The organism is Pseudomonas sp. LjRoot71 (assembly GCF_964253255.1).
GTDB lineage: Bacteria > Pseudomonadota > Gammaproteobacteria > Pseudomonadales > Pseudomonadaceae > Aquipseudomonas.
In genome coordinates, this window is the sequence record NZ_CAXURA020000001.1 from 1,388,210 (window position 1) to 1,415,205 (window position 26,996).

Below are 26,996 nucleotides of genomic sequence, written 5' to 3' on the forward strand. Positions count from 1 at the left end.
CATATGCCGGTGCTTTCTGAAACTTGACCCGGTTTCCCCTCGCGCCGCTCCTATGTGGCTCTTGGAACCGGGTCGTTCCAAGGAGTCATCATGGCAAAGATCAAGCTCACCAAGACCGCCGTAGAGGCGGCGCAACCCCAGGCCAAGGACGTCGAACTGCGGGATACCGTAGTGCCCGGCTTCCTGTGCAAGATTACCCCAGCGGGCCGCAAGGTGTTCATGCTCCAGTACCGCACGAACGCCGGTCAGCCCCGCAAGCCCTCGCTGGGGCTGTACGGGGAACTGACCGTGGAGCAGGCGCGCGTCATGGCGCAGGACTGGCTGGCCGAGGTTCGCCGGGGTGGCGACCCCGGCGGCGCCAAGGCCGAGGCGCGCAAGGCGCCCACGATGGAGGCGCTGTGCAAAAAGTTCATGGAGGACTACTCCAAGAAGCGCAACAAGCCCACCACGCAGCGCGGCTACCAGGCCGTCATTGACCGCTGCATCGTTCCGGTGCTGGGGCGCAAGAAAGTGCAGGACGTGAAGCGGCCCGACATTGCCGCGTTGATGGAAAAGTTCGCCTACAAGCCGGCCGAGGCGAACAACGCCTTTGGCGTGCTGCGCAAGATGTTCAACCTGGCCGAAGTGTGGGGCTACCGCCCGGACGGCACGAACCCGTGCCGCCACGTTCCGATGTTCCCGCCCGGCGAGGAAACCCGGCTCATCGTTGACGACGAGCTGGCGCTGATCTTTCGCCAACTGGAGAAGCTGGAGGCCGAAGGGCTGGAGAACTACGTCATCCCGCTGGCGATCCGCCTGCAATTCGAGTTCGCTGGCCGCCGTTCTGAAATCTGCACGCTCGAATGGAGCTGGATCGACCTGGAAAATCGCCGCGTCGTGTGGCCCGACAGCAAGACCGGCGGCCTTTCCAAGCCCATGAGCGCGGAAGCCCATCGGCTGCTTTCGACGGCCCCGCGCCGGGAGGGTTGCCCGTATGTCCTGCCGTCTCCCAACGACCCGGCCCGGCACCTGACCTTCGGCGAGCACTATGGCGGCTGGTGCCGGGTACTCAAGGCCGCTGGCGTCCCGCATGTCGGCACGCACGGCATCCGCCACCGCTCCACGACCGACATTGCCAATTCGGGCGTACCGACCAAGGTAGGCATGAAGCTGACGGGCCACAAGACCGTGGCGATGTTCATGCACTACGTCCACACCGAGGACAAGCCGGTGCGCGATGCGGCCGAGCTGGTGGCCAGCCGACGCCAGGCCATCACTGGCGCACGGCAGGCCGAAGGAGTGGCGGCATGAACCAGCGCAAGGCATCCGTAGCGTCACCCGCAGCGCCTTCGGCGCTGCTGGGCGACATTCGGGCACTGATCGAGGCGGCGCGGCAACGCGCCGCCTCGGCGGTGAATAGCGAGTTGACGATGCTCTATTGGCGCATCGGCCAGCGCATCCACACGCAGGTCTTGGAGGGCCGGCGAGCCGACTACGGCGAGGAAGTGGTGTTGACCCTGGCGGCGCAGTTGGTCAAGGAGTACGGCGGCAGTTTCGCGGTCAAGAACCTGCGCCGCATGGTGCAGTTCGCCGCCGCCTACCCGGACGAGCGAATTGTCGTATCACTGATACGACAATTGAGCTGGACGCATTTCATCGCCCTGATCCCGCTGAAAGACCCGCTCCAGCGGGACTACTACGCGCAGATGGCGAGCGCCGAACGCTGGAGCGTGCGAACGCTGCGCGAGCGCATCGACTCGATGCTGTACGAGCGCACGGCGCTGTCGCAGAAGCCAGGGGAGATGATCGCGCAGGAGCTGGCGACGATGCGCGATGCGCAGCGCATGTCGCCCGCGCTGGTCATGCGCGACCCGTACATTCTCGACTTCCTGGGGCTGCGTGACACTTGGCAGGAAAGCGACCTCGAAGCCGCGATCATTCGTGAAATGGAGTCATTCCTGCTGGAGCTGGGCGCAGGTTTCAGCTTCGTGGCCCGGCAGAAGCGCATCCCGATTGACGACGAGGATTTCCACCTCGACCTGCTTTTCTACAACCGCAAGCTGCGGCGGCTGGTGGCGGTGGAGTTGAAGGTCGGCGAGTTCAAGGCGGCCTACAAGGGCCAGATGGAGCTTTACCTTCGCTGGCTCGACAAGCACGAACGGGAGCCGGAGGAAGCCTCGCCGCTGGGCATCATCCTTTGCACCGGCAAGAAGCGCGAGCAGATCGAGTTGCTGGAGCTGGACAAGTCGGGCATCCACGTCGCCGAGTACCTGACCGCCTTGCCGCCAAGGGGTGTGCTGGTGGAGCGGTTGCAACAGGCAACGCAGCGGGCACAGTTGCAGATCGAGCAGCGCAAGACCGATAGCGGGTAGTCCTGTTCCCAGCAGTCGGGCGTCCCGGCGTTCCGCCGTCGCGCTGTCGTGCTGCGCATCGAGCCTCGCTGCGCGAGTCTCGCCCCATGCGGGCTTCCATCACTGACGCCTCCGGCCCTGGCGGGCCTGCGCGCTCCGCTTGCCCCAACAGCCGAGGGTGTGCAGTGGGCGGGGTGTAGGCGGTCTTGCTGTTCCCTTCACCGTATCACGGCGTTCTCGCCGTCAAGGGCGGCGCGCGCCATGCGCGCTTGCGTCCTGGCGGCCGTCTGCGACCCCTGACTGCTTGCGCTGCGCCGTGCTGGCGACGGTTCCGGGCAATTCCGCCCGAGCAACCGGAGCACGATCATGTCGCAACTGTCCTTTTCCTCGTTCGATTCCTCGCTGATGGTGCGTGACACGCAGGGCCGCTACCTGCTGGCGACTGCCGAGCAGATTCTGGACGCCGCGCGCCAGGCCATCGAGCGCAAGATGCAGCGCGGTACGTCGTTCACATCGCCGGCGGCAGTCAAGGAATACCTGTGCGCCAAGCTGGCCGGCTTCGAGCATGAAGTCTTCGCGGTGCTGTTCCTCGATACACACCATCGGTTGATCGAATACGCCGAGATGTTCCGCGGCACCATCGACGGCGCATCGGTGTATCCGCGCGAGCTGGTCAAGGAAGCGCTGCGGCACAACGCGGCGGCGGTCATCATTTCGCACAACCACCCGAGCGGCAATCCCGAGCCGTCGCAGGCCGACAAGGTACTGACGCAGCGGCTCAATGAGGCGCTGAGGCTGGTGGACGTGCGCGTGCTGGATCACGTCATCGTCGCGGGCAACAGCACGGCATCCTTCGCCGAACGCGGCCTGATTTGACCTTGGGGGCTTCGGCCCCTTTTTGCTGCGCCTGGTGGCGCAACTCCGGCCCTCGCGGGCCTGCGCGTGCTGCGCACTTGCCGAAAGCCGGGGTGCGTGGAGGTGTGAGGGAGGCGGTCTTGCTGTTCCCTTCATCGTGCCACGGCGTTCTCGCCGTCAAGGGCTGCGCGCCGATGGCGCTTGCGTCCTGGCGGCCGTCGTTGACCCCTGACTGCTTGCGCTGCGCCGTGCCCCGGAAGGGTCGGGCAATTCCGCCCGGCAACCTTTCAGGAGTTCACCATGAACAACCTACTCATCACTACCGAGCAGCGCATCGTGCTGCTGGCCAACGGCCGCGCATCGCTGGAGAACCCGGACTTCGATCCGGCTCCAGTGGTCAAGCTGTTCACGCCGGACGGCGGCGCGACTTGGCTGCTGACCGAGATTGATCCAGACGACCACGACCACGCCTTTGGTCTTTGCGACCTGGGCCTGGGGGAGCCGGAAATCGGCTGGGTCAGCTTGGACGAGCTGGCGAGCGTGCGCGGCGGGCTGGGCCTGCCGATCGAGCGCGACCTGTCTTTCCGGGCAGAGAAGCGTCTAAGCGGCTATGCGCGTGATGCGCGGCTGGCCGGGCGAATCGTCGTCTGACTTCGCCCTTGGAGCGCCGCAAGGCGCTCCTTGCGCTTTTTCGACCATCACAGGAGATCAATGCCATGAGCAGCCATCACGACTACATCATCGAAATCACCGCCCAGCATGATGCGCTCAAGCCGTTCGCGCCGGAGAACGGCCAGCCGCTGCGCTTCAAGATCGGTGACGCGGTGATCTACACCAACGAATACGGCGTGCAGTTCCGTAGCTGCATCAACGGGTTCTACCGCCCGACCGAGCCTTCGGGGCTGTATGCGCGCGGTATGCGCTACTACCTCGATTCGTCAGCGCCGTGGATGCCGGTTGCGCAATCCAGCCTGCGCCCTGACGACTCGGCCTGATGCCTTCGCGCCCCTTCCGGGGCGCTGCGCGCTGCGCTTGCCTCCAGGGGAAAGCCCTGCGGGCTATCCCCGCCGCGCGAGGCTTGGCACCCCTAAAGACCGCCGAACCGGCTGCGCCGGATCGGCCAGAAATCCGCAGCCACAGCAGAACCCGCTTCCCGATGTGTGGGGCGTAGTGCGCTTGGTGCTCATCGAACCTTGAAGGCTGGGCGTCCCCGGCCACCTGGGAGATGGCCGGTCGCGCTGTCGTGCGCGTAGCGCATCAAACCCCCTTCGGGGTTTCGCCCCTGTCGGGCTTCCATCGTTCCCTCGCTCCGCTCGGCTGACGCCTCCGGCCCGGCTTCCAGCTTCGGGCCTGCGCGCTTCGCTTGCCGTGCGGTCAGCGCAAGGGGAAGGCCGTTGCCATGTCCAGCCGTCTCCCCTGACTTCATCACCTTGTCCGCGACTGTAGCCCGCGCCCGTGTGCCGTCAAGGCGCGCAGGGCCGTGTCCTCGGCTGCGCCTGCGGGCCGCACCAACCCTGCGCTTGCCTCCTTGACGGCACACGTTCGCGCGCTCCTGACCGTCGCGGGCGATGAACTCAGGAAAGACGGTGGCAACAGGGCCAACCGGGTTCCTCTCGCCGACCGCACCAAACAGCCGAAAGGCTGGGCTCCGAATCTAGGAATCCGGTGTGCGGTGTGAACAGCAAACCCTTTTTTCTTTGTCAGGAGAAATGAAATGCAACTCGCATCCCGATTCGCTTCCCGTTCCCCCTCGCTGCGCAGCGACTACCCGCTGTCCGATGACCAGATTCACCGCGTAGCGCCGTCCATCTTCGCGGACGCGCCGCATGAAAGCCGTTCGCAGCGGTACGCCTACATCCCCACCGCTGCCGTGCTGACCGAGCTTCGCAAAGAGGGGTTTCAACCCTTCATGGTGACGCAAACCCGCGTGCGCGACGAAGGCAAGCGCGAGCACACCAAGCACATGATTCGCCTGCGCCACGCCAGCCAGATCAACGGCGCGGAGGCCAATGAAATCGTGCTGCTGAACTCGCACGATGGCACGAGCAGCTATCAGATGCTGGCCGGGATGTTCCGGTTCGTGTGCAGCAATGGCCTTGTGTGCGGCGACACCGTGGCCGATGTGCGCGTGCCCCACAAGGGCGACGTTTCCGGGCACGTCATCGAAGGCGCTTACGAAGTTTTGCGCGGCTTCGACCGGGTGAAGGATTCCCGCGATGCCATGCGCGCAATCACGCTGGACGAAGGCGAGGCCGAAGTGTTCGCCCGCGCCGCGCTGGCCCTCAAGTACGACCCCACCGACAACAAGCCCGCGCCCATCACCGAATCGCAAATCCTGATGCCGCGCCGGTTCGACGACCGCCGCCCGGACTTGTGGAGCGTGTTCAACCGCACGCAAGAAAACCTGACCAAAGGCGGATTGCATGGCCGCAGCGCCAACGGACGCCGCCAGCAAACCCGCCCGGTGCAGGGCATTGATTCCGATGTGCGCCTGAACCGCGCCCTCTGGATGCTGGCCGATGGCCTGCGCCAGTTGAAAGCCTGACCCCTTCCGATGTTTCACCCGCCGGAGGGGCGGTTTCCCCTCCATTCCCTTGTTTCACTTGATTGGAGAACCACCATGAACGCCATCACCTACACCGAAGCCCGCGCCGTCAACACCGCCGCCGCTGTCCCGCTGGAAGCCGCCGACCCGACCAAGAACCTGATTCTGGTTCCGCTGTCGCGGCTGGTGCTGCGCCCCACGGGCCGCAACGTGCGCAAGACCCCGCGCATGTCCATCCCCGAATTGGCCGCGAGCATCCAGCGCGTGGGCCTGCTGCAAAACCTGATCGTGATTGCATCCGCCGATGGCGAGCACTACGAAGTCGTGGCCGGTGGCCGCAGGCTGGCCGCGTTGAAGCTGCTGGCGAAGAAGCACCGCATCAGCAAGGAATGGGAGGTGCCTTGCCTGCTGGTGGCCGATGGCACCGCCCGCACGGCCAGCCTCACCGAGAACGTGCAGCGCGAAGCGATGCACCCGGCAGACCAGTTCGAGGCATTCGCCGCGCTGGTGGCCGAAGGCCGACCCATCGAGGACATTGCAGCGGATTTCAGCGTGTCCCCGCTGGTGGTGCAGCGCCGCTTGAATCTGGCGAACGTATCGCCCCGCCTGCTGGCCGACTACCGCGCCGAAGCCGTGAGCCTTGACCAGTTGATGGCCCTGGCCATCACCGACGACCACACCGCGCAGGAAGTCGCCTTCTACGATGCGCCAACATGGCAACGCCAGCCGTCCGCGCTGCGCGACCGCCTCACCGAAAGGGAAATCGACGCCTACCGGCATCCGCTGGTGCGCTTCGTCGGGCTGGACACCTACGAGGCCGCAGGCGGTGGCGTGCGCCGTGACCTGTTCGCCGAAGGTGACGCGGGCGTGTACCTGACCGATGCTGCGTTGCTGGACAGGCTGGCGCAAGACCGGCTGGCGGGCATCGCCGCCGAAGTGAAGGCCGAAGGCTGGGCATGGGTAGATGCCACGCCGGGCGTGACCCATGCCGACCTGCACGCCTTCCAGCGTGCGCCGAGGGAGCGGCGCGAACCGACCAAGCGCGAAGCGCAGCGCATCGAAAAGCTGCAAGCCAAGATGCAGGAACTGGCCGCAGCCGTGGATGACGCGCTGGACGTCGACGACGAGGAAAAGGCCGATGCCTTGCAGGAAGAAGGCGAAGCCGTGGGCGAGCAGTTGCAGGCGCTGGAAGATGGCTTGCAGGACTACAGCCCGACCGTGAAGGCCGCAGCCGGTGCCATCGTCACCATCGACCGCAACGGGCAGGCCGTCATCCATTGCGGCCTGCTGCGCGAGGCCGAGGCCAAGGCGCTGCGCACGCTGGAACGCCTGCGCCAAGGTTTCAGCGGCGAGGATGCCGTGAACGACGACGAAGGCGAAGACGGAGACAGCGAAGGGCAGCCCAAGACCGCCGCCATGTCCGACCGGCTGGCGCAACGGTTGAGCGCCCATCGCACCGCCGCGCTGCAAATCGAAGTGGCACGGCATCCGCAAGTGGCGCTGGCCGCGCTGGTGCATGGCATGGTGCAGACCGTTTTGCAGGAAAGCCACTACGGCCACGATCTGCCGCTGGGCGTGAGCCTGAAAGTGCAAGACCGGCTGGAAGGCATGGCCCCGGACTGGCCGGAATCGCCCGCCGCCGTGGCGCTGCGCGAACTGCAACAGGTGGCGGGCGAAGCCTTGCCCGAGGACAGCGCCGAACTGTTCGCCGCGCTGCTGGCGAAGTCGCAAGACGAACTGGTGCGGCTGCTGGCGGTATGCGTGGCCGTCACGGTGGACGTGGTGACACCCCGCACCACGCGGCAGCAGCCGGGCGAAGAACTGGCGCAGGCCGTGGGGCTGGACATGGCCGCGTGGTGGAAGCCATCCAATGAAGGTTATTTCCGGCATGTGCCGAAGGCCGCGATTCTGGAAGCCGTTGAGCAGTTCGCACCGTCGCACGTCACCCGGCTGGCGAAGTTGAAGAAGGCCGACATTGCCAGCGAAGCCGAGCGGCTGGCGGATGGAACCGGATGGATGCCCGCCATCTTCGCCACCGAAGGCACGCAGGAAGCCACGCAGGCAGAACCGCAGGCGCAGGATGACGCCCCGGAGGATGCCGAGGCACTGGCGGATGAACCCGCCGTGGCGCTGGCCGCTTGACCTGCGCCGATGGCAAGCGCCCCGGCCTTGAACCGGGGCGCTTCGCTTGAAGGAGAACGCCCCATGACCCACACCACCACCAGCCGCCTACGCATGGCGGCGATCTACGCCCCCGGCGCGGTACGCGCCCGCCGCTGGCACGGCGACGGCGACGTGCGCGGCTACCGCCCGCCCTCGGGCTGGTTAGCCCGTGCCGACCTGACCGACATTCACCCCATCACGGGCCGCGCCTTGCCGCGTGCCGTATGGTGGCTCATCGAGACGAAGAAATAACCCGAACAGCACCGCGCCCAGGCCGTTCCGTCCTGGGCGCGGTGAAATGCAAATCCGGGCGCGGCGGTGGCCGCGCCCGGTGTTCAAGGCCAACAGCCGAATCAGAACGCCGCCGCCTTCGCGCTCGCTCAGGCGGCGGCGTTGAAGGCATCGCTGTAGTGCGCGACGCCTTCCGGCACTGGCCCGTGCAGAGCCAGCGCCATGAAGTAGCCGGGCGGTACGCCCGGCAGTTGCAGACCCGCATGGGCCTCAAAACCAAAGCGCGCGTAATACGCGGGATCTCCCAGCAGCACGCAGCCTGCGGCCTGCATGGCTCGCAGTTCGGACAGCGCCTGTTCCATCAGGCGCGAACCGATGCCGTTTCCCTGCCTTGGCGGCAGGACGGAGATTGGCCCCAGGCCGTACCAGCCTTGGGCCTCTCGCCCGTGGTCATCGGTGATCGTCACCGGCGACAGCGCGACGTGGCCGACGACCTGGCCATGTTCTTCGGCCACGATGGAAAGCGTCAGTTCGCCGGCGGCTCGCAAGGCCCGCACGATGAATTGCTCGGTGTGGCTGGTATGTGGTGCATCGGCGAAGGCGGCCACCGTGACTGCCTCGATGGCGGCAACGTCGTCCGGGGTTTCGTGTCGGAGCTGGAGGGTCATGGACTGGTCTTGGTTTTCTTCCTGAGAGCATAGAACGGCCTGGGCGTGTCGGCGCGATGCGCCGCCGGGCTTTGCGGGCTTCGCCCCGTGCCGACTTCGCTGTCACGGCCATTCGGCTTCAATCCCTCACGTCTTCGCGCCTGCGGCGCTGCGCGCTGCGCTTGCCTCCAGGGGAAAGCCCTGCGGGCTATCCCCGCCGCGCGATGCTTGGCACCCCTTGATACCGCCGAACCGGCCTACGCCGGATCGGCCCGGCCAGCGCCCCACCGCGATGGGCGCGGCACTGGCGAACACGCTGGCGCTTGCTGCGGCAGGTTGTGCAAATGCAGGCCGTCCTCAACGCTGGCGGTTCGTACCCATCACGTCACGAAGGACGGTTCACGCCAGTTCACGGTATGCCTTTCCGGCATCGCTATGGAGCTTCCACGCCACGCCTCAAGACCGGCACCGCAAGGTGCGGCAGGGGCGTTCTCGCGTGTCGTCGGGGGGTTGACCTGGCCCGCGTCAGCGGGCGAGCCGGTGCAGCCTTCATGCGGGGATGCCGAGCCGGCCCCATCTCCTTTCGGAGCGGTTCGGCCCAAGGCGTCCTTGTCTCGTTGTGAATCCTGGCGGTGGCGCGGCTGCGCCTCGGGCTTCATGGCTGCAACCGTCCTTCGAAAACAATTTCCCCGCCGCTGCGCGGCTTCCTCGCGCAGCAAATTCTTTTCGCCTCCCGGCTCTCCACTGCGTTTCGACCGCAAGCGGTGCAGCCAGCCCGTCCCCCGCCGGCCGGATCACAACAAGGACGCGATGGGCGCGAACCTTGTTCAACCGAAAGGAAAACATCATGGCCAACATCGGCACCTTCACCGCAGAAAAAGACGGCTTCACCGGCACGCTTCGCACCCTGACGCTCAACGTCAAGGCCAAGCTGGTTCCCAACGACAAGGGGGACAACGAGAAAGCCCCTGACTTCCGCTTGCAGGCGGCCAGCCACGACATCGGCGCGGCGTGGAAGAAGACCAGCGAGGCCGGGCGGGAGTACATCTCCGTGACCCTCGACGATCCATCGTTCCCAGCCACGGTCTATGCCCGCCTGATCGAAAGCGAGGACGGCACGCACGACCTGATCTGGTCGCGCAGCAAGCCCCAGGCGGCGTGACCGCCGCCCGCAGCGCCCCGCCACACGGCGGGGCGCTGCGCTGTTTCTTCGCCCCAAACCTGGCAGCGGCAAGCAGCAATCCATAGCAGGTTGCGTTTCCATACGCGGAAGCTGCGTTGGTGCCGTCGGTCAGGGCATGGCGTGTCGGCGCGATGCGCCGCCGGGCTTTCGGGCTGCGCCCCGTGCCGTCGTTGTCGTCACGGCCATTCGGCTTCAATCCCTCACGCCTTCGCGCCTGCGGCGCTGCGCGCTTTGCTTGCCTCCAGGGGAAAGCCCTGCGGGCTATCCCCGCCGCGCTGCGCTTGGCACCCCTTGAGCGCCGCCGAACCGGCCTGCGCCGGATCGGCCGGGCCGGCGCCTACGGCTGGGCCGCTGCTGCTGCGAGCTGGCTTTCAGCCTCGCTCATCAGCACCGCCGTGCTGCATTCGAGCGCGCTGGCGATCTTGAAGATAAGCGCCAGCGTGGGCATGTGTTCGCCGCGCTCGACCTTGCCCATGTGCGAACGCTCGATGCCGGCCAGGTGTGCCAGCGATTCCTGCGCGATCCCTCGTTCCGTCCGTAGCGCGCGCACCGCCGCGCCGAAGGCTTGCGCCAGTTCGGCATCGAAGGTGGTGGCACCGGCCGGGCGGCCAGGTTGGACGGAGCGCTTCTGCATGGACAGAAGCGTCAAATCGCAGGACAATTAAAACCACGTTATCTTTAACTCATTGCCAAAAAATCGCTGTTCCGTGCTTTTACGGAAATCCGCATTTACGGATTTCCACAGAACCGGGGAATCGCATCCGTGTCTTTCCGGCTTCCTGCAATTGCGCTTCCGCGCTTGCGTTCTTCTACGGATGCGATGGCTTGTGCATCCGTGCTTCCACACGCATGCACGGTTCCGTGGGGGTTCTGCCCATGACCTTGCCGCTTGTCACCGCTGATGAACGCGCCCGGCTGCTGGCCCACGGCGCGGCGCTCGCCGCTGGTCAGCGCCTCGACCCGCTGCCGGTGGTGCGCCTGTTCACCCCTGACGCGCATGTGACCTGGCTGCTGGTGTCGCTCGACCCCGCCGATGGCGATACGGCCTATGGCCTGATCGACCTCGGCATCGGCATGCCCTCGCTGGGGACGGTCAGGCTGTCCGACCTGGCCGGCATCGTCGGGCCGCGCAAGCTGCCGTTGCAGCGGGATCGGTATTTCCAGGCGGTGCGCCCGCTGTCGGAGTACGTCCGGCTGGCGCAGGAGAACGACGCGATCACGGACTGATGAACGCCAGCGCGGCCCGGCCAGCCGGGGCGCACTGTGACTATTTCAGTCTTGGTCAAGACCGGGTAGGTCTGAATCGGCATTGATGCACCGAAGCGATGCCAGTCTGATGCAAACAGTCCTGATCTTTGGCGCGGGCTGCGGCACGGTATCCGGTGCCGCGCACCATTTCCGGGTGGCGCAGCCGTCGCATTCAGACGATTTCCCCAACACGCCGGAGCCAAACGGTCTTGACACCGACAGTTACAGCTTAACCGTTTTTGATGATGACCTGATGGCATTTCGATAGCTCCCGCATCGCGGAAATCGTGGCGACGCATCCCAAGCACAGGGAGCTTTCGCCATGACTGATCGCAGCGCCGACCACTGGTATCCGACAGCCGCCTATCTCTACGTCCTGCACCTCGATGGCCCCGCGCTGGCCTGGGAATACCTGCGCAGGAATCCCGACTACCGCCGCGACTGGCTGCGCCGTCGCCGCCGACCGGACGCGGCGCAGGCTTGGAGCCTGCGCCTGTTGGAAAACCCAGCCCTGGATGCGCGCGAAGCGCATCCGGCCTGGTTCCCTGACCACGATGCCGTGGTGCAGCTCTATCCCGACGCCGACCCGCCACCCGAAGCCCATGCCTTCGAGTTCTGGCGCGTTCCTGGCCGCAAGCAACTGATCCACGATGGCAAGCGCCTGGTGCTGGTGGCGCATTGGCCCGGCTGCTGCCTGCGGCTCGCGCTCGCGCCGGGCCTGGAGGACGGTGTGGCCTACCTCTACGCCACTCGTGCCTGCGCCACGCCCTGCACGCGCTATCGCACGCTCGCGGCGGAACTCGACGCCCTGGCTGCCGCCACGGTTGCCGCGCCTGCGGCGGCGGCCCGTTCGCGGCCCACGCCTGCCGCACTGCTGGAGCTGCACACCTTGCAGGCGCTCGACGCGACCCTGGCGGGCGCGTCCTTGCGCGAAGTGGCCGAAGGGCTGTTCGGCGCCGATACCGTCGCGGGCGACTGGCACAAGGACGGCGCCTTGCGCGCCCGCGTGCGTCGGCTGGTGCGCCGTGGCGATGCGCTGATGCGCGGCGGCTATCGCCGCCTGGCACAGCTTCCGCCACTGCCGTTGCAGTAGGGGGGACGTTTCGCAGCCCCTGCAATTCGTCCCTTAGCAAGAAGCCTCGCTTTCTTGAAAGTGCCTTCATCCGGCTGCGTGGTGTGGCCGGGCTTGATGGAGGTTCATCCCATGCGACCAGCTCCCTTGCGGCCTGCCGCCACTGTCTCGACCGCTGCCGCGCAGCCGCAGCGTTACCTCACCAACGACGAAGCCGCCGAGTACCTGCGCTTGTCGCCGCGCACGCTGGAAAAGCAGCGCGTGATCGGCGGCGGCCCGCGCTTTCGCAAGTTCGGCCGGCGCGTCATGTACGCCGTGGCCGACCTCGACGCCTGGGCGGCCGACCGCAGCTTCGAGACGACTTCCGATCCCGAGTACGCCGAGCACCACTCGGCGGACAGCCGTGCGCGCTGATCGCTGGCGCGCGCCAGGCCACAGCCATGTCCATCTCCGCGCTGCCATTCCGGCAGCGGCCCCCGCAAGAACGCGAACAGCTCGACCTGTTCCGCGCCTTGCCGGGCGACATGGCACCGCGCGACAGCCAGGACTTGATGGCCTATCCGTTCTTCTCGCTCGCCAAGTCCAAGCGGGTCAAGCCCATCGACTTCCGGGCGGGCAACGTCACGATCCGCGTGGAAGGCACGCAGGAGCATGGCATCGCCACGATTTGGGATGCCGACGTGCTGATTTGGGCGGCCTCGCAGATCGTGGAGGCGAAGGATGCGGGCCTGCGGCCATCACGGCTGATCCGCGCGACGCCCTACGAGATCCTGCGCTTCGTCGGGCGCGGCAAGTCGCTGCGCGACTACCAGCGCCTCAAAGCGGCCTTGGATCGCCTGCAATCGACCACGGTGGCCACGTCCATCCGCGAGACAACCGGGCGGCGTTTGCACCGCTTCTCGTGGATCAACGAATGGAAGGAACTGGCCGATGCCAGCGGCACGCCGTTGGGCATCGAGCTGATCTTGCCGGACTGGTTCTATACGGGCGTGCTGAATGCGGCCCTGGTGCTGACCATCGACCCGGCGTATTTCCGGCTGACCGGCGGCATCGAGCGGTGGCTGTACCGCCTGGTGCGCAAGCACGGCGGCAAGCAGGCATACGGCTGGCAATTCGACTTCCGCTACCTGCACCAGAAATCCGGCAGCACCGCCAAGCCCTACGACTTCGCCTGCGACTTGCGCGCGCTCGTCGCGCGGCAGTCGCTGCCCGGCTACGTCCTGGGCATCGAGCGGATGCCGGACAGCGGCGCCGAGCTGCTGACCTTCCGGCCCGTGCCGCATACGGCACGGGGATAACTCCGGGAGAGCCTGTGAATAGTGTCGTGCTATCAGGCGTGCGGGGTATCGTGCTATCAGGCGTGGGACTATCGTGCTATCAGGCGTGCCAATCGGCCGCAAACCCGCGCCAGCACTGGGTTTGCGCGCCCTCTAACTTCCCTAACTTAATTTCTCTAACTTGTAGTAGGGAAACGCCGCTGCGGTGGACAACCGCCACGCGGCCACCAACGCAGCAGGAACAGCCAGGCTTTCCAACACGAAGGGCCAGGCCATGATCGTCGCGCTGCTCAACCAGAAAGGCGGCGTGGGCAAGACCACGCTCGCCACCCACATTGCCGGCGAACTGGCAATGCGCGGCCAGCACGTCGTGCTGCTGGACGCCGACCCGCAGGGGTCATCGCTCGACTGGACACAGCGCAGAAGCCAGCAAGGCTTGCCACGGCTTTTCAGCGCCGTGGGCCTCGCACGCGAAACGCTGCATCAGGAAGCCCCGGAGCTGGCACGCCGCGCCGATCACGTTGTCATCGACGGCCCGCCGCGCATCGCCGCCTTGGCGCGCTCCGCGCTGCTGGCGGCCGAGCGCGTGCTGATCCCGGTGCAGCCCAGCCCCTACGACCTGTGGGCCAGCGCCGAGATGGTGGCGCTGATCCGCGAGGCGCAAGTCTTTCGGCCTGCGCTGCGCGCGGCCTTCGTCATCAACCGGCGTGTCAGTACCACCGTGATCGGGCGCGAAGCGCGCCAGGCGCTCGCCGATCAGCCGCTTCCTGCGCTGCGCGCGGAAGTGCATCAGCGCATCGTGTTCGCCGACAGCGTGGCCGCTGGCCGGCTTGCACGCGAGACGGCGCCGGACAGCGCCGCCGCGCGCGAAATCACCGCGCTCGTGGACGAACTGCTGCGGTGGACGACATGACCGCGAAGCCACCACCGAACAGCAAGCGCGCAGCAAAGCGCGTCGGCATCGGCGCGCGTCCACCTGCGAATCCGCACGCCGAGGCGTGGATTCGCCAGGGCGACGCCGACGCGCTGGGCAAGGGCGACCTCTACACGGCCCGCCTCACCCTCGACATCACGCCCGCCATGCGGGCGCGCATCAAGGTCTCTGCCTTCACGCAAGGCGTGACCGTGGCCGACCTGCTGCGCGGCCTGCTGGAACGGGAGTTTCCCGAGAACCGCAGGGAGAACACACCATGACTGCATCCACTGCACTAGCCGCCGCGCCTGCCGCTGTCGCGGCCACGGCCACGGCTGCGCCACAGCCATCATTCATCGCACCTTCCGGCCAGCCAGCCAGCGCGCCGCTGACGCGCGTGGCGCTGGCCTACATCGAGGCCCGTTTCAAGCTCTACCTGCGCTTCGGCGAACCCGCGTGCACGCACCAGCTCGACCGCTGGCGGCGCAGCGCGGTGTTCCTGCCGGGCGCGGTGTTCTGCCGCATCCGCTGGCAGGCCAACGACTACGGCACCGTGCGCTGGCAGCTCATGGTGATGCAAGCCTGCACGCCGCTGGACGCGGCGCAGCGCATCCCCGGCGTACAGCCGGGCGCGCGCCTGCTGCTGCACGCCGAGGGCGACGGGCAAGTGCGCGCCGTGCTGGAACGCATCGACGCCATCGAGGCGCTGGGCATCGCGCCCATCGCCGTCTCGCCTGCGTACTGGCGCACGCTCGCCAACCGGCTCGCCGCGCGCCTGCCGCTGCCCGAGTACACCGCCGAGCGGCACGCCGCCTGGTTAGCCGGGAGGGTGCTGCCATGACCGCCGTTTCCACTGGCGCCAACACCACTGGAAAGGCACCGCGTCCTCGCTCGCGCCTGCGCGCTCGCATCGTGCTCGCGGGCTTCGCCGCCTGCGGCCTCGCTGCGCTCGCCTGGGCGTCCTTCGTGCATCCGATGCCGCGCCTGATCTACAACCCGTCCGACAGCGTTCCGGTGGGCTGGTATCGCATCGCACCACCCGATGCGCCGCGCGTCGGCTCCATCGTGCTGACCACGCTGCCGCCAGACGCCGCCGCGCTGGCCGCGCAGCGCGGCTACCTGCCGGCGCGCGTGCCGTTGCTCAAGCGCGTGGGTGCCGTCGCGCCGCAGGAGGTGTGCATCGCTGGCGGCATCGTCCGCATCGACGGCGTGCCTTTGGCCGCCGCGCTGCTCGCCGACCGCTGGGGCCGCCCGCTGCCATCCTGGCAGCAGTGCCGCCGCCTTGAACCCGGCGAGCTTTTCCTGTTGAGCGTGACCAACCCGTCGTCGTTCGACAGCCGGTATTTCGGGCCGGTTGCCGCATCCGCCGTGATCGGCGTCGCGCACCCGGTCTGGCTGGAGAAGCGCCCATGATCGCCGCCGATTCGCTGCGCATCATCGTGCTATCAGGCGTGTCGATCCCGTGGTGTTCCGCGTGTCATCGCGCGTGCAGTGCGAGCGCATCCGCGCCGCGCTTCGCGCCGCCTTCCCATGTGCAGGCGTCTTGCCTCGAACGCTGCCGGCCTGCGGCCGTCGCCGCGTTCGCCGGCGCGCTGGCTGCTCGCGCAGCAGCGCCGCCGGGCCGCCGCTGCCCGGAGCGTCAGCGAGGGGCAAAGGCGGAAGGCAAGACAAAAGGACGCGGCACCGGGCCGCGTCGAAAGCCTGTCTGCACATGGGGGTGGCGCGGCACGCAGCGGCTTCGCCGCCGTGCCGCGTGGGGCGCGAAGCCCGCGCCAATCCAGGCATGTCCGCGTGCTTCGCACGACCGGACACGCTGGCGCTTGCAGGGAGCACAGCCATGACCGACCGCCGCGATGACGATTTCCGCATCCGCCCCAGCGCCCCGAAGAACCGGGGCCAGGGCTTCATCTCCAAGGTGCTCAAGCAGGCGGGCAAGGCCAGCAGCGGCAAGTCCTCGGTGCGCCGTCCCGCAGCCAGCGGCAGCGGCGCACGCGCTGGCCAGCGCCCCGGCTCGCGCCTGGGACGCGGCCACACGGCGGCGCGCTTCGCGGGCGCGAAGCTGACGCCCATGTCGCGGCGCGTGACCATCAAGACGCTGCTGGTCAACCAGCGCCAGGCCAGCCCGCAGTCGCTCGCCAAGCACCTGCGCTACATCGAGCGCGATGGCGTGGGCCGCGATGGCGAGCCGGGCCAAGCCTACGGGACGCAGACCGACGAAGCCGACCTCGATGCGTTCAAGGAACGCTGCGCCGACGATCGGCACCATTTTCGCTTCATCCTCTCGCCCGAGGATGGCGAGGAGCTGGAAGACCTGCGCACCTACACCCGGCACCTGATGGGCCGCATGGAGGCCGACCTGGGCACGCGCCTGGATTGGGTGGCGGTGGATCACTGGAACACCGATAACCCGCACACTCACCTGATCGTGCGCGGGCGTGACGACACCGGCAAAGACCTCATCATCGCCGGCGACTACATCGCGCACGGCTTTCGCCATCGCGCCGCCGAGCTGGCGACCGAATGGCTGGGGCCGCGCACCGAGTTGGAGATACAGCAGACCTTGCAGCGCGAGGTAGAGCAAGAGCGGTGGACGAGCTTGGATCGCACCCTGCAACGCGAGGCCGGCGAGGACGGCCGAGTGCAGATCGAACGCTTCAACGAACCGAAGCTGCAACGCCAACGCCTGCTATTGGTCGGCCGACTGCAACGCTTGCAGCGCATGGGCCTGGCCGACGAAATGCAGCCCGGAACCTGGGCCATTCATACAGATGCAGAGAAGACCTTGCGCGCCCTGGGCGAGCGCGGCGACATCATCCGCACGATGCAGCGGGCCATGCGCGGCGAGCTGCGCGAGCTGGCGGTGTTCGAGCCGAGCGACGATGGCCGTACCGTCATCGGCCGCGTGGCCGCGAAGGGGCTGGCCGACGAGCTGCGTGATCGGGGCTATCTGGTCATCGACGGGGTGGACGGCAAGGCCCACTACGTCGCGCTCAACGTCCGCGACGAGCTGGCGAACTACCAGACCGGCGCCGTGGTGGAGGTGAAGGGATCGGCCGACGTGCGCGCGGCCGACCGCAACATCGCTGCGCTGGCGAGCGATGGCCTGTACCGCACCGATCACCACCTCGCCATCGCGCAAGGTCAGGCCGTTCCCGGCCGAGATCCGCAGGAAGTCGTCGCGGCCCACGTCCGCCGGCTCGAAGCCCTGCGTCGGGCCGGCATCGTGGAGCGCGTGGCTGAGGGGCTATGGAAAGTGCCGGACAACCTGGCCGAGCGCGGTCGCCTGTACGACGCACAGCGCCTCGGCGGCGTGGCTGTGGAGCTGAAATCGCACCTGCCCATCGAGCGGCAGGCCCGCGTGATCGGCGCGACCTGGCTGGATCAGCAGTTGATCGGCGGCGGCAAGGGCCTGGGCGAGCTGGGCTTCGGCGGCGAAGCCCGACAGGCGCTGCAACAGCGCGCCGACTTCCTCGCCGAACAGGGATTGGCCGAGAAGCGCGGCCCGCGCGTGATCCTGGCGCGCAATCTGCTGGCGACTCTGCGCAATCGGGAACTGGCCCAGGCCGCAAAGGACATTGCCACGGAAACCGGGTTGGAGCATCGCCCCGTAGGCGACGGGCAGCGCGTGGCCGGCATCTACCGGCGCAACGTCATGCTCGCCAGCGGGCGCTACGCGATGCTCGATGACGGCAAGGGGTTCAGCCTGGTGCCGTGGAAGCCAGTGATCGAGCAACGGCTGGGGCAGCAGATTGCAGCGACTGTGCGCGGCGGCAGTGTTTCATGGGAGATCGGGCGACAACGAGGGCAATCCTTGAGCTGACAGTCGCATCCCTGCGGTAGACGAAGCACGCGCCGCCCACACTCACGTCTCGCTAGCCCTGCGTCGCTTCGAGGGTGATTTGCGCCCCTTCGGCGTACTCTCAGCATATTCCCGGCCAATCGCCTCCAGCCCTGCAAGAGCGAACTTGTGCAGGTGTGACGTCAGTTCTTGCCTTGGCATCCGTAGCACCTGCTGCGGGGGGCCTGGTAGTCCGCCATTGCCTGCGACCAGCAGCATCAAGCAGGGAGCCGCAATGCTGATCATGCAGCGAAGCAATGCTGGGTCGCTTTCAGGAATGCCAGTGACCTCGCCGATGACGCGCCTGATGAAGGTGAACTTCGGTTCCAGATCCTCTTGGTATAGAACCTGAAGATTCGACGACGGCGCTAGCAACTCGCGTGCAAAGAGCCGTGCGTGCCAGCCGTCGTTTCCTATCGTGGCTTCGGTCAGTCTGTCGATGCACCATTTCAGCTTCTCACGCGCGGGCAGCGCGCCTTCGACGACTTGTTGCAGATCGTCGAAGCTGATGATCCGCCGGTGACCTTCGACAAGAACGGCCTGATAGAGGCCGCGGCGACTGCCAAAGTGATAGTTGATCGAAGCGAGGTCCACGCCGGCTTTCGCAGCGATGGCTTTGCTGGTGGTTTCAGCGTACCCGGTGGCCGCGAACAACGATCCTGCGGCTTCCATGATGCGGGTACGGGTCAGCTCGCCATCGGTACGGGGGCTGCGGCGCGGTTTGGTCATAGCTAGTTCTGTGACCGGGGTGGGCGGGCTGATTGTGCTTGAACTGAACTTTAAATTCAATTTAACTTTAGTGTATGCTCGCGCTCATACCAAGCGGGCGCAGGCCAGCGCGCCCTTACACGCCCCCTTTCGAGAGACACCATGTTTACGAAACGGCTGGTTCCACCCGACGGCAGCGCCATTGCCGACTTGGCCTTGGGTCGCCCTGGCGCTCCGGCGCGTGCTGGCCGTCGGCACCTCGCCTCACGCATGGCCGCTGTCGCCGCGTTGCTCGGATTGCTGTGCGTAGTGCCCAGTAGGGTGGCACAGGCGCAGTCGTGCCCTGACGGGAAGACACCTCTGTTGTCGTCCGGGACGATCAACCTGCGCATTGACAACGATCTGTTCGGAAGGCTGGGCCAGGATCAAGGCTACTCGAACGGCTTTTTGGTCAGTTGGGTATCGCCCAACCTGGTCGATTACTCCCATGATCCGTGTCTGCCATTCCTCGCCCGCCGGCTGAACCAACGCTTGGCCTGGCTACAGCCGGACGGGTTCGACGAGCAGAACATGACGATCGGGATCGGGCAGATGATGTATACCCCGACCGACAAGGTGCCTTCTCACCTCATCGAGGATGATCGTCCATTCGCCGGCGCGTTGATGCTGAGTTTTGGCTACAACGCCCGTCGCGGCGATTCTCTGCGTACTTCGCAAATCCGCGTTGGCGTCGTCGGGCCTGCTTCGCGGGCCGAGCAGGTGCAGAACTGGTGGCATGGTGTCATCGGCGTGGATCGCTTCAACGGCTGGGATCACCAGTTGCGTGATGAGCCAGTCGTGCAGTTGATCCATGAGCGCCGCAAGCGCGTAGCGCGGCACGTAGGCACAAGTGGCTGGGGTTGGGACTACACGCGCCACTGGGGCATGAGCCTGGGAAATTTTGCGACCTATGCCAATGCCGGCGGCGAGTTGCGCTTCGGCCTGCGCCTCCCGGATGATTTCGGCACCGCGCCGCTGCGGCCGGCTGGCGAGAACACCGCGCCGGTGAAGGTGGCCGCCGGCCAACCCTGGAACTGGCACTTGTTCGTGGCCGCAGACGCCCGCTGGGTACTGCACGACATCACACTCGACGGCAACACCTTCAAGTCCAGCCACAGCGTCGATAAGCGCCCGTTCGTGGCCGACCTCGGCTATGGCGCTGCGATCTACCGCGGCCACTGGCGATTCGCATTCGCGCGCTACTTCCGCACGCGCGAATTCCACGGCCAGAAGGAAACCCCGGTCTACGGCACGTTGACCATCGGCAGGCGATTCTGACCACGGATGGCGGGCGCCTGCGGATGTGCTTGCGCCTAAACATTAAATTGCATTTAATCTTAGAGTATGCTCACAGCCCGAGTTGCCACTAAGCCCACGGAACACCGTCCATGAAGAAGCCTCTCATCCTCCTTGCAGCCATCGCGGCAGTGGTTCTCGTAGCCTGGGCCTGGTGGCATTTCAGCCACCGTGATGGCGACGGCGCGCTGGTGCTGTACGGCAACGTGGACATTCGGCAGATTTCGCTGGCGTTCGACGGCAGCGGCCGGGTGGCGGAACTGCACGCCGAGGAAGGCGACCGCGTAACGTCGGGAACTGTGCTGGGTGTGCTGGATACCCGCACGCTGGCGTTGCAGGCCGAGCAAGCGCAAGCACAGATCGGCGTCCAGCAGCAGACGCTCCTGCGCCTGCGCAACGGCTCACGGCCGCAGGAGGTCGCGCAAGCCCGCAGCCGTGTGACCGCAGCACAGGCTGACGCCTCGCAAGCCGAACAAGACCTCAAGCGCCTGCAAGGCATTGCGGCCAATACCCAAGGGCGCGCCGTGAGCGCGCAGGATCTGGACCGCGCCCGAAGCCATCTACAGGTCGCGCAGGCGAAGGTCGCGGAGCAACGCGAAGCATTGCGCTTGACCGAACTTGGACCGCGTGCGGAAGACGTGGCGGGGGCGGAGGCACAGCTCAAGGCGGCGCAGGCGCAACTGGCCTTGTTGCAGCACCAGATCGCCCAGGGCGAACTCAAGGCGCCCGCCGACGCGATCGTGCGTTCGCGGCTTCTTGAGCCGGGCGACATGGCCACGCCCCAGCGGCCGGTTTTCGCCTTGGCGTTGACGCAGCCGAAGTGGGTTCGCGTCTATGTCGGCGAACCCGACCTGGGCCGGGTCAGGCCCGGCATGGAGGCCCGCGTCGTCACTGATGGCCGCCCCGGCCAGTCCATCACTGGCAAGGTCGGCTACATCTCATCGGTTGCCGAGTTCACGCCCAAGTCGGTCCAGACCGAGGAACTGCGCACCAGCCTGGTTTACGAGGTACGGGTGCTGGTCGATGACCCGCAGGACGTGCTGCGCCTTGGACAGCCGGCAACCGTTCACCTGACGACCGGCACCGCGCAATGAACGACAGCGACACAACGGTCATTGCCGAGGGCCTGCGCAAGACCTTCGAGGCGCCGGGCGGCGGCCCGTTGCTTGCGGTGAACGATGTGTCGATGACGATACGCGCGGGCGAGCTGACCGCCCTCGTCGGGCCGGACGGCGCAGGCAAGACAACCTTGCTGCGCATGATGGCCGGGCTGCTTAAGCCCGACGCCGGGCGCCTTGAGGTGCTGGGCATCGACGTGGCGGCCAATCCGCAGGCGGTGCAAGACCGCATCAGCTACATGCCACAGCGCTTCGGGCTGTACGAAGACCTGAGCGTGCAGGAAAACCTGGACTTGTACGCCGACCTGCACGGGGTGCCGCCTGCCGAGCGCAGCAGACGCTTCGCCCGGATGCTGGAGATGACCGACCTCGTGCGCTTCACCGCACGCCCGGCCGGCAAGCTGTCCGGCGGCATGAAACAGAAGCTGGGCCTGGCCTGCACGCTGGTGCGCTCACCCGATCTGCTGCTGCTCGACGAACCCAGCGTCGGTGTCGATCCGCTGTCGCGGCGCGACCTGTGGAAGATCGTGCAGCAATTGGTCGATGACGAGAACCTGAGCGTGATCGTCAGCACCGCGTACATGGACGAGGCCGAGCGATGCGCGCAGGTGTTCGTGATGAACGCGGGCCGGTTGCTGGACGAAGGCACGCCGGCCGCGTTGAGTGAGCGCGCTCGCGGCTTGACCTTCACCACGTCGCCTCCAGCGGGGATGCCTGCCCGCGATCTACAGGCGCGATTGATCGACGCCACCGAACTGATCGTCGATGCGGTTCCCCAGGGCGGCGCGGTTGACTTCATCCGCCAACCGCAGGCCACCACCGACGAGGTGAACAAGCTGCTTGGCGATGCCGGCTGCGAGCCACGCCCGGCGGAACTCGAAGACGCTTTCATGATGATGCTGCGCAAGCAGCAGCAGGACGAGGGCCAGGCGCCGGAACTGCGAGCAGCGTCGCACGCGCAGGTCATGAATGGCGATGCCGATGGGCCGGTGATCGTGGTCCGCGATCTGGTACGCAAGTTCGGCGACTTCACCGCCGTTGCCAGCACATCGTTCGAGGTGAGCCGCGGCGAGATATTCGGTTTGCTCGGCCCCAATGGCGCGGGCAAGACCACGACATTCCGCATGTTGTGCGGGTTGCTGCCAGCCACCAGCGGCCATCTGGAGGTCGCTGGACTCAACCTGCGCACGGCGCGCGCGCAGGCGCGTGGGCGCATCGGCTACGTGGCGCAGAAATTCGCGCTGTACGGCAACTTGACCGTGCGCGAGAACTTGGAGTTCTTCGGTGGCGCCTACGGGCTGCGCGGACAGGTGCTGCGCGAGCGCGTTAACGGCACTATCGAGGAATTCGGGCTGGAACCGATGGCGGTCAGCGGCCTGCTCCCCGGCGGCTACAAGCAACGCCTGGCAATGGCCGCTGGCCTGCTGCACCAGCCGGAAATCCTGTTCCTCGACGAACCGACCAGCGGCATCGACCCGCTGGCACGGCGTGCCTTCTGGCGGACGATCACCGCGCTGGCGCAGAGTGGCGTCACTGTCATCGTCACCACCCACTTCATGGAGGAAGCGGAATACTGCGACCGCATCGCTATCCAGGACGCCGGGAAGATGCTGGCACTGGGCACGCCGCAGGAGGTCCGCGAACAGGCCGGGGGCGACGGCAGCACTGACATGAACAGTGCGTTCATCGCCATCGTTGAACGCGGTCGCACCGAAAGCCAGCGCGCGATAGTGGGAGCCGCTGCATGAATACCTCGGGATTCATCAGGCGATTCTCCGCGCTGCTGCGCAAGGAAGTGCGCCAGATGCTGCGCGACAGGAGCACGCTGGCGGTCGGCCTGATGCTGCCGGCTGTGCTGATCCTGCTGTTCGGCTATGGCCTGTCATTCGACGTGAAAAACGCGCCGGTGGCCGTAGTGCTGGAGGACAGTTCGCCGTCCGCGCGCGAGGTGCTTGCCGGCCTGGAGGGATCGCCCTATCTGGCGCCCGTGTGGACGACCAATATGACGGAGGCCGAGCGCCGGATGCGCGACGGGGAAGTGCGCGCCATCGTGCGGGTTCCGGCGGACTTCTCGCGCAGACTAGCAGCGGGGCAAGCCCAGGTGCAGTTGCTGCTGAACGGTGTCGATTCCAACACGGCCGCTGCCGTTGACGGCTATGTCGGTGGAGCCATCGCAACCTGGGCGCAACAGAAGGCCGACCGCGCTGGCAGCAAATCCGGTGCCGGTGGCGTGGAGCTGGTGCAGCGCATGTGGTTCAACGAAGCCTCAACCAGCACCTGGTATCTGGTGCCGGGCTTGATTGCGCTGGTAATGACGCTGATCGGCGCCTTCCTGACTTCGCTGCTGATCGCGCGCGAGTGGGAACGCGGCACGCTGGAATCGCTGTTTGTCACGCCGGTACGGCCGCTGGAAATCGTGCTGGCCAAGCTCGCGCCCTACCTGTTGGTCGGTGCCATTGACCTGGCGCTGTGCCTGCTCGCGGCCAAGTTCCTGTTCCACGTGCCGATGCGCGGGTCGCTGTGGGTGATCGTGTTTGCCTCGCTCTTGTACCTGACGGTATCGCTGCTGCTGGGCCTGTTCATCTCCGGCAAGACGCGCAACCAGTTCCAGGCGAGTCAGGTAGCCCTGCTGGTCAGCTTCATGCCGGCATTGATGCTGTCGGGTTTCATCTTCGACTTGCGCAACGTGCCCGTGGTGGTTCAGGCGGTCAGCCAGCTACTACCGGCAACGCACTTCGTCGGGCTGATCAAAACGCTGTTTCTGGCCGGTGACAACTGGCCGATGATTCTGCGCGACTGCGCGATTCTGAGCCTTTACGCGCTCGTGCTGACCGGCGCCGTGCGCCGCACGTTGCGCAAGACGCTGGACTGACGCCATGCACGCATTTCTCACTCAACTGGCGTCGATCGGCTTCCTCTGCCGCAAGGAGTTTCTGGCGCTGTTCAAGGAGCGGTCCAGCCGGGCAATTCTGTTCGTACCCGTTCTGATGCAAGCCCTGCTGTACGGCTACGGCGCGACCTACGATCTCAGCTATGCACCCTATGCGGTGCTGGACCAGAGCCGGGGCGCGGCCTCGACCGAGTTGCTGGCGCGTGTGGATGGCACCGGCGTGTTCAAGCGCGAAGCCTCGCTGAATACGCCGCAGCAGATCGCTCAAGTCGTCGATCGGGGCCATGTGCTGCTGGTGCTGCACTTCCCCGCAGACTTCGACGCCCGGCTGGCTGGTGGTCAGCAAGCTCCGTTGCAGATGATCCTTGACGGCCGCAATTCCACGACCGCCGGGGCGGCGGCAGCCCAGGTCAGTGCCATCGTCGCCGCTTACAACCGATCGCGCACCGGCACGCCTGCGGTCAGCGTGGAGCGACGTGCTTGGTACAACCTCAACCTGGAGTCGCGCTGGAACTTGATGCCGGCACTGATTGCCGCGTTGAGCCTGATCCAGACTTTGCTGCTGTCGTCGCTGTCGGTCGCCCGCGAACGCGAGCAGGGCACCTTCGACCAGTTGCTGGTGACGCCGCTGACGCCCATGCAGATTCTGGTCGGCAAGGCCGTGCCGCCGATGCTCGTGGGCGTGGCGCAAGCGACCATCATTTTGCTGATCATCCGCTTCTGGTTCCAGATACCGATGAACGGCTCCCCGTGGCTGCTCTACCTGGGGCTGGTCGTTTTCACCTGTGCCACCGTGGGACTCGGCCTGTCGATTTCCGCGCTGTCGCTGAACATGCAGCAGGCCATGCTCTACACCTTCCTGCTGATCATGCCGATGATGCTGCTGTCGGGCTTGCTCACGCCGGTGAGCAACATGCCTGAACCCCTACAGATCGTCACCTATGCCAATCCGCTGCGCTTTGGCATGGACCTCGTGCGCCGCGTCTATCTCGAAGGCGCCGGGTTGCGCGAGGTCGCCTTCGACTTCGTTCCCATGCTGGTGATGGCAATCGTCACGCTGCCGCTGGCGGCCTGGCTGTTCCGCAACCGCCTCTCCTGATCCGGGGTATTGGCTATGTCCGACTTTCGCATTCTTCGTGGTCAACCGTCGCGCTTGGCGGTGTGCCTGCTCGCCCTCGCAATGGCTGGCTGCGCGGTGGGGCCGGATTTCGTCAAACCCACGCCGTCGGCCCCGGATGACTGGACAAGTTGGCGCAGCGCCGACGATGCGTTGCGTACCCCTGTCGGCAACGAGCAGGCGTTGCCGGCGGACTGGTGGCGGGCGTTCGGCGATCCGACGCTGGACCGCCTTGCGCAACGGGCTTTCGAGGCAAGCCCGGACTTGCAAACGGCCGCGCTGCACTTCGCCCAGGCGCGTGCGCAGCGCAGCACCGTCGAGGCTCAACGCGGGCCGCAGGTCAACGCCAACGGCGGCGCGATCCGCCAGCGCCAGAGTGAGTATGGCGCCAGCACACGCATGATCGACGCCATCGGCGGCGACCGATCGACGCTGGCACAAGTGCTGAGTGAGCCTTTCACGCTCTACCAGATCGGCTTCGACGCCTCCTGGGAGCTGGACCTGTGGGGCCGCGTGCGCCGCTCGATCGAGGCAGCCGACGCCGAAGTGTCCGGCCAGGCGGCGCTGCTGGATCTGGCCCGGTTGAGCCTCATCAGCGATGTGGTGCGCAACTACTTCGAGCTGCGCACCACACAGCGCCAGATCCGCCTGGCGCGCGAGGACATCGCCGCGCTGGAGGAGCGCGTGGGCCTGCTGGAAGCGCGCGTGCAGGGTGGCATCGTCGATCACCTGGACCTGGAGCGCCAGCGCGCCGAATTGGCGGCGGTGAAAGCGCAATTGCCGGGGCTGCTGGCGCAGGAAGGCGCCAGCGCCAACCAGATCGCGCTGCTCCTGGGCGAGCGGCCCGGTGCCTTGCGCAACGAGCTGGCTGCCGTCGCCGACGACGGCAGGACGGCGTTGCCGGACTTGGCGCTGGGGCTGCCGTCGGAAGTTGCCCTGCGCCGGCCCGACATTCGCGCCGCCGAGGCTCGCCTGCATCGGGCCACGGCCAGCATCGGCGTTGCGCAAGCCGAGCTGTACCCAAGCATCCGCCTGGGTGCGCGGTTCGGGTACGAGTCCTATCTGAGCGGCGAATTCTCAGCCTGGGGCAGCCGCACATGGTCGATAGGACCGACTCTGAGCCTGCCGCTGTTCGACCGTGGCCGCCGCAAGAGCGTGGTGCAGTTGCGCGAGCTGGAGCAGCAAGAAGCGGCAGTGAACTACCAGAGGACCGTGCTCAAAGCCTGGCAGGAGATCGACGACGCGCTCAGCGGATACACCGCAGAGCAGCAGCAGGAACGTGAACTGCAAGCCCGAATGCACAGCGCCGGCCAAGCCTACGAACTGGCCCAGGCACGCTACGACGGCGGCATGGCCGATTTCCTCTCCGTGCTCGACAGCCAGCGTAGCTATTTGCAGGCGCGCCGCGAATTGGCAGCGAGCGAAGGGCGCGTGGGCACCCGCTACGTGATGGTCAACAAGGCCATTGGCAATACACAACTATCGGAAGGCGGCGTGACGAAATGACGAGCTTCGTTAGCGCGTAC

Annotated in this window: 28 protein-coding genes; 25 read left to right on the forward strand and 3 right to left on the reverse strand. The window is 66.5% G+C overall.

All coding sequences use genetic code 11. From position 1 onward, the window contains the following. Nucleotides 1-90 precede the first annotated feature (90 nt). The 8 genes from ACSQ17_RS06600 (at nucleotide 91) to ACSQ17_RS06635 (ending at nucleotide 8,145) form a co-directional block, all read left to right on the forward strand. Nucleotides 91-1,290 carry a tyrosine-type recombinase/integrase gene (locus tag ACSQ17_RS06600; protein ID WP_023101691.1) on the forward strand — a complete coding sequence of 400 codons (1,200 nt, stop codon included), beginning with the start codon at nucleotides 91-93 and terminating at the stop codon, nucleotides 1,288-1,290. Continuing rightward, nucleotides 1,287-2,351: a PDDEXK nuclease domain-containing protein gene (locus ACSQ17_RS06605; RefSeq protein WP_023101690.1), complete on the forward strand. Its 1,065-nt coding sequence runs from the start codon at nucleotides 1,287-1,289 to the stop codon at nucleotides 2,349-2,351. The genes ACSQ17_RS06600 and ACSQ17_RS06605 overlap by 4 nt, the downstream gene beginning before the upstream one ends. Nucleotides 2,352-2,696: 345 nt before the next feature. After that, nucleotides 2,697-3,206 carry a JAB domain-containing protein gene (locus ACSQ17_RS06610; protein ID WP_023101689.1) on the forward strand — a complete coding sequence of 170 codons (510 nt, stop codon included), beginning with the start codon at nucleotides 2,697-2,699 and terminating at the stop codon, nucleotides 3,204-3,206. A gap of 279 nt (nucleotides 3,207-3,485) precedes the next feature. Next, complete coding sequence (locus ACSQ17_RS06615) at nucleotides 3,486-3,836, forward strand: DUF2958 domain-containing protein (protein ID WP_023101688.1); 351 nt, start codon at nucleotides 3,486-3,488, stop codon at nucleotides 3,834-3,836. A 65-nt stretch (nucleotides 3,837-3,901) separates the two neighbouring features. Next, nucleotides 3,902-4,180, forward strand: a complete 279-nt coding sequence (locus tag ACSQ17_RS06620; protein ID WP_023123544.1) for a hypothetical protein — start codon at nucleotides 3,902-3,904, stop codon at nucleotides 4,178-4,180. Between the two features lie 719 nt (nucleotides 4,181-4,899). Then, on the forward strand, nucleotides 4,900-5,730 hold the full coding sequence (locus ACSQ17_RS06625; protein ID WP_023101686.1) for a DUF932 domain-containing protein: 831 nt from the start codon (nucleotides 4,900-4,902) through the stop codon (nucleotides 5,728-5,730). 75 nt (nucleotides 5,731-5,805) lie between these two features. Next, a complete protein-coding gene (locus ACSQ17_RS06630) occupies nucleotides 5,806-7,872 on the forward strand; it encodes a ParB/RepB/Spo0J family partition protein (RefSeq protein ID WP_023123543.1) in 2,067 nt (688 codons plus the stop codon). A gap of 63 nt (nucleotides 7,873-7,935) precedes the next feature. Then, nucleotides 7,936-8,145 carry a hypothetical protein gene (locus tag ACSQ17_RS06635; protein ID WP_023101684.1) on the forward strand — a complete coding sequence of 70 codons (210 nt, stop codon included), beginning with the start codon at nucleotides 7,936-7,938 and terminating at the stop codon, nucleotides 8,143-8,145. 128 nt (nucleotides 8,146-8,273) lie between these two features. On the opposite strand, the gene ACSQ17_RS06640 is transcribed toward ACSQ17_RS06635, so the two are convergent. Continuing rightward, nucleotides 8,274-8,792, reverse strand: coding sequence for a GNAT family N-acetyltransferase (locus ACSQ17_RS06640; protein ID WP_023101683.1), 519 nt, complete (start codon nucleotides 8,790-8,792; stop codon nucleotides 8,274-8,276). Between the two features lie 826 nt (nucleotides 8,793-9,618). On the opposite strand from ACSQ17_RS06640, the gene ACSQ17_RS06645 reads away from it, so the two are divergent. After that, the gene (locus ACSQ17_RS06645) at nucleotides 9,619-9,933 is read left to right on the forward strand and encodes a DUF736 domain-containing protein (protein ID WP_023101682.1); all 315 of its coding nucleotides are present in this window, start codon (nucleotides 9,619-9,621) and stop codon (nucleotides 9,931-9,933) included. A 358-nt stretch (nucleotides 9,934-10,291) separates the two neighbouring features. On the opposite strand, the gene ACSQ17_RS06650 is transcribed toward ACSQ17_RS06645, so the two are convergent. Beyond that, complete coding sequence (locus tag ACSQ17_RS06650) at nucleotides 10,292-10,588, reverse strand: helix-turn-helix domain-containing protein (RefSeq protein ID WP_023101681.1); 297 nt, start codon at nucleotides 10,586-10,588, stop codon at nucleotides 10,292-10,294. Between the two features lie 242 nt (nucleotides 10,589-10,830). Between ACSQ17_RS06650 and ACSQ17_RS06655 the strand changes: the two genes are divergently transcribed. The 10 genes from ACSQ17_RS06655 (at nucleotide 10,831) to ACSQ17_RS06700 (ending at nucleotide 18,284) form a co-directional block, all read left to right on the forward strand. After that, the gene (locus ACSQ17_RS06655; protein WP_023101680.1) at nucleotides 10,831-11,181 is read left to right on the forward strand and encodes a DUF2958 domain-containing protein; all 351 of its coding nucleotides are present in this window, start codon (nucleotides 10,831-10,833) and stop codon (nucleotides 11,179-11,181) included. 109 nt (nucleotides 11,182-11,290) lie between these two features. After that, nucleotides 11,291-11,470, forward strand: coding sequence for a hypothetical protein (locus ACSQ17_RS06660; protein WP_071560086.1), 180 nt, complete (start codon nucleotides 11,291-11,293; stop codon nucleotides 11,468-11,470). Between the two features lie 54 nt (nucleotides 11,471-11,524). Continuing rightward, on the forward strand, nucleotides 11,525-12,295 hold the full coding sequence (locus ACSQ17_RS06665) for a DUF7011 domain-containing protein (RefSeq protein WP_023101679.1): 771 nt from the start codon (nucleotides 11,525-11,527) through the stop codon (nucleotides 12,293-12,295). A 126-nt stretch (nucleotides 12,296-12,421) separates the two neighbouring features. Then, nucleotides 12,422-12,688 (forward strand): helix-turn-helix domain-containing protein, encoded by a 267-nt coding sequence (locus ACSQ17_RS06670; RefSeq protein WP_020228437.1) that lies wholly within the window; start codon nucleotides 12,422-12,424, stop codon nucleotides 12,686-12,688. Between the two features lie 26 nt (nucleotides 12,689-12,714). Then, nucleotides 12,715-13,572, forward strand: a complete 858-nt coding sequence (locus ACSQ17_RS06675) for a replication initiator protein A (protein WP_023101678.1) — start codon at nucleotides 12,715-12,717, stop codon at nucleotides 13,570-13,572. A gap of 253 nt (nucleotides 13,573-13,825) precedes the next feature. Beyond that, nucleotides 13,826-14,464, forward strand: coding sequence for a ParA family partition ATPase (parA, locus tag ACSQ17_RS06680; protein ID WP_016452353.1), 639 nt, complete (start codon nucleotides 13,826-13,828; stop codon nucleotides 14,462-14,464). Continuing rightward, the gene (locus ACSQ17_RS06685; protein WP_023101676.1) at nucleotides 14,461-14,745 is read left to right on the forward strand and encodes a hypothetical protein; all 285 of its coding nucleotides are present in this window, start codon (nucleotides 14,461-14,463) and stop codon (nucleotides 14,743-14,745) included. Before parA ends, ACSQ17_RS06685 begins: the two co-directional genes overlap by 4 nt. Next, on the forward strand, nucleotides 14,742-15,305 hold the full coding sequence (locus tag ACSQ17_RS06690; protein WP_023123541.1) for a DUF2840 domain-containing protein: 564 nt from the start codon (nucleotides 14,742-14,744) through the stop codon (nucleotides 15,303-15,305). The genes ACSQ17_RS06685 and ACSQ17_RS06690 overlap by 4 nt, the downstream gene beginning before the upstream one ends. Next, entirely contained in the window at nucleotides 15,302-15,877 is a 576-nt protein-coding gene (locus ACSQ17_RS06695; RefSeq protein ID WP_023123540.1) for a S26 family signal peptidase, read from the forward strand. The genes ACSQ17_RS06690 and ACSQ17_RS06695 overlap by 4 nt, the downstream gene beginning before the upstream one ends. 424 nt (nucleotides 15,878-16,301) lie before the next feature. Beyond that, entirely contained in the window at nucleotides 16,302-18,284 is a 1,983-nt protein-coding gene (locus ACSQ17_RS06700) for a relaxase/mobilization nuclease domain-containing protein (RefSeq protein ID WP_031656922.1), read from the forward strand. Between the two features lie 42 nt (nucleotides 18,285-18,326). Here the strand turns inward: ACSQ17_RS06700 and ACSQ17_RS06705 are convergent, their stop codons facing one another. Next, nucleotides 18,327-19,031 carry a TetR/AcrR family transcriptional regulator gene (locus ACSQ17_RS06705; protein WP_031656921.1) on the reverse strand — a complete coding sequence of 235 codons (705 nt, stop codon included), beginning with the start codon at nucleotides 19,029-19,031 and terminating at the stop codon, nucleotides 18,327-18,329. A 249-nt stretch (nucleotides 19,032-19,280) separates the two neighbouring features. Between ACSQ17_RS06705 and ACSQ17_RS06710 the strand changes: the two genes are divergently transcribed. The 6 genes from ACSQ17_RS06710 (at nucleotide 19,281) to ACSQ17_RS06735 (ending at nucleotide 26,976) form a co-directional block, all read left to right on the forward strand. Continuing rightward, entirely contained in the window at nucleotides 19,281-20,327 is a 1,047-nt protein-coding gene (locus ACSQ17_RS06710) for a lipid A deacylase LpxR family protein (RefSeq protein ID WP_031656920.1), read from the forward strand. A 110-nt stretch (nucleotides 20,328-20,437) separates the two neighbouring features. Further along, nucleotides 20,438-21,439 carry an HlyD family efflux transporter periplasmic adaptor subunit gene (locus ACSQ17_RS06715; protein WP_033475074.1) on the forward strand — a complete coding sequence of 334 codons (1,002 nt, stop codon included), beginning with the start codon at nucleotides 20,438-20,440 and terminating at the stop codon, nucleotides 21,437-21,439. Further along, the gene (locus tag ACSQ17_RS06720) at nucleotides 21,436-23,211 is read left to right on the forward strand and encodes an ATP-binding cassette domain-containing protein (protein WP_031656919.1); all 1,776 of its coding nucleotides are present in this window, start codon (nucleotides 21,436-21,438) and stop codon (nucleotides 23,209-23,211) included. The genes ACSQ17_RS06715 and ACSQ17_RS06720 overlap by 4 nt, the downstream gene beginning before the upstream one ends. After that, nucleotides 23,208-24,335, forward strand: a complete 1,128-nt coding sequence (locus tag ACSQ17_RS06725) for an ABC transporter permease (RefSeq protein ID WP_031656918.1) — start codon at nucleotides 23,208-23,210, stop codon at nucleotides 24,333-24,335. Before ACSQ17_RS06720 ends, ACSQ17_RS06725 begins: the two co-directional genes overlap by 4 nt. A gap of 4 nt (nucleotides 24,336-24,339) precedes the next feature. Beyond that, nucleotides 24,340-25,452 (forward strand): ABC transporter permease, encoded by a 1,113-nt coding sequence (locus tag ACSQ17_RS06730; protein ID WP_031656916.1) that lies wholly within the window; start codon nucleotides 24,340-24,342, stop codon nucleotides 25,450-25,452. Between the two features lie 15 nt (nucleotides 25,453-25,467). After that, complete coding sequence (locus ACSQ17_RS06735; RefSeq protein WP_031656915.1) at nucleotides 25,468-26,976, forward strand: efflux transporter outer membrane subunit; 1,509 nt, start codon at nucleotides 25,468-25,470, stop codon at nucleotides 26,974-26,976. The last annotated feature ends 20 nt before the right edge of the window (nucleotides 26,977-26,996 follow it).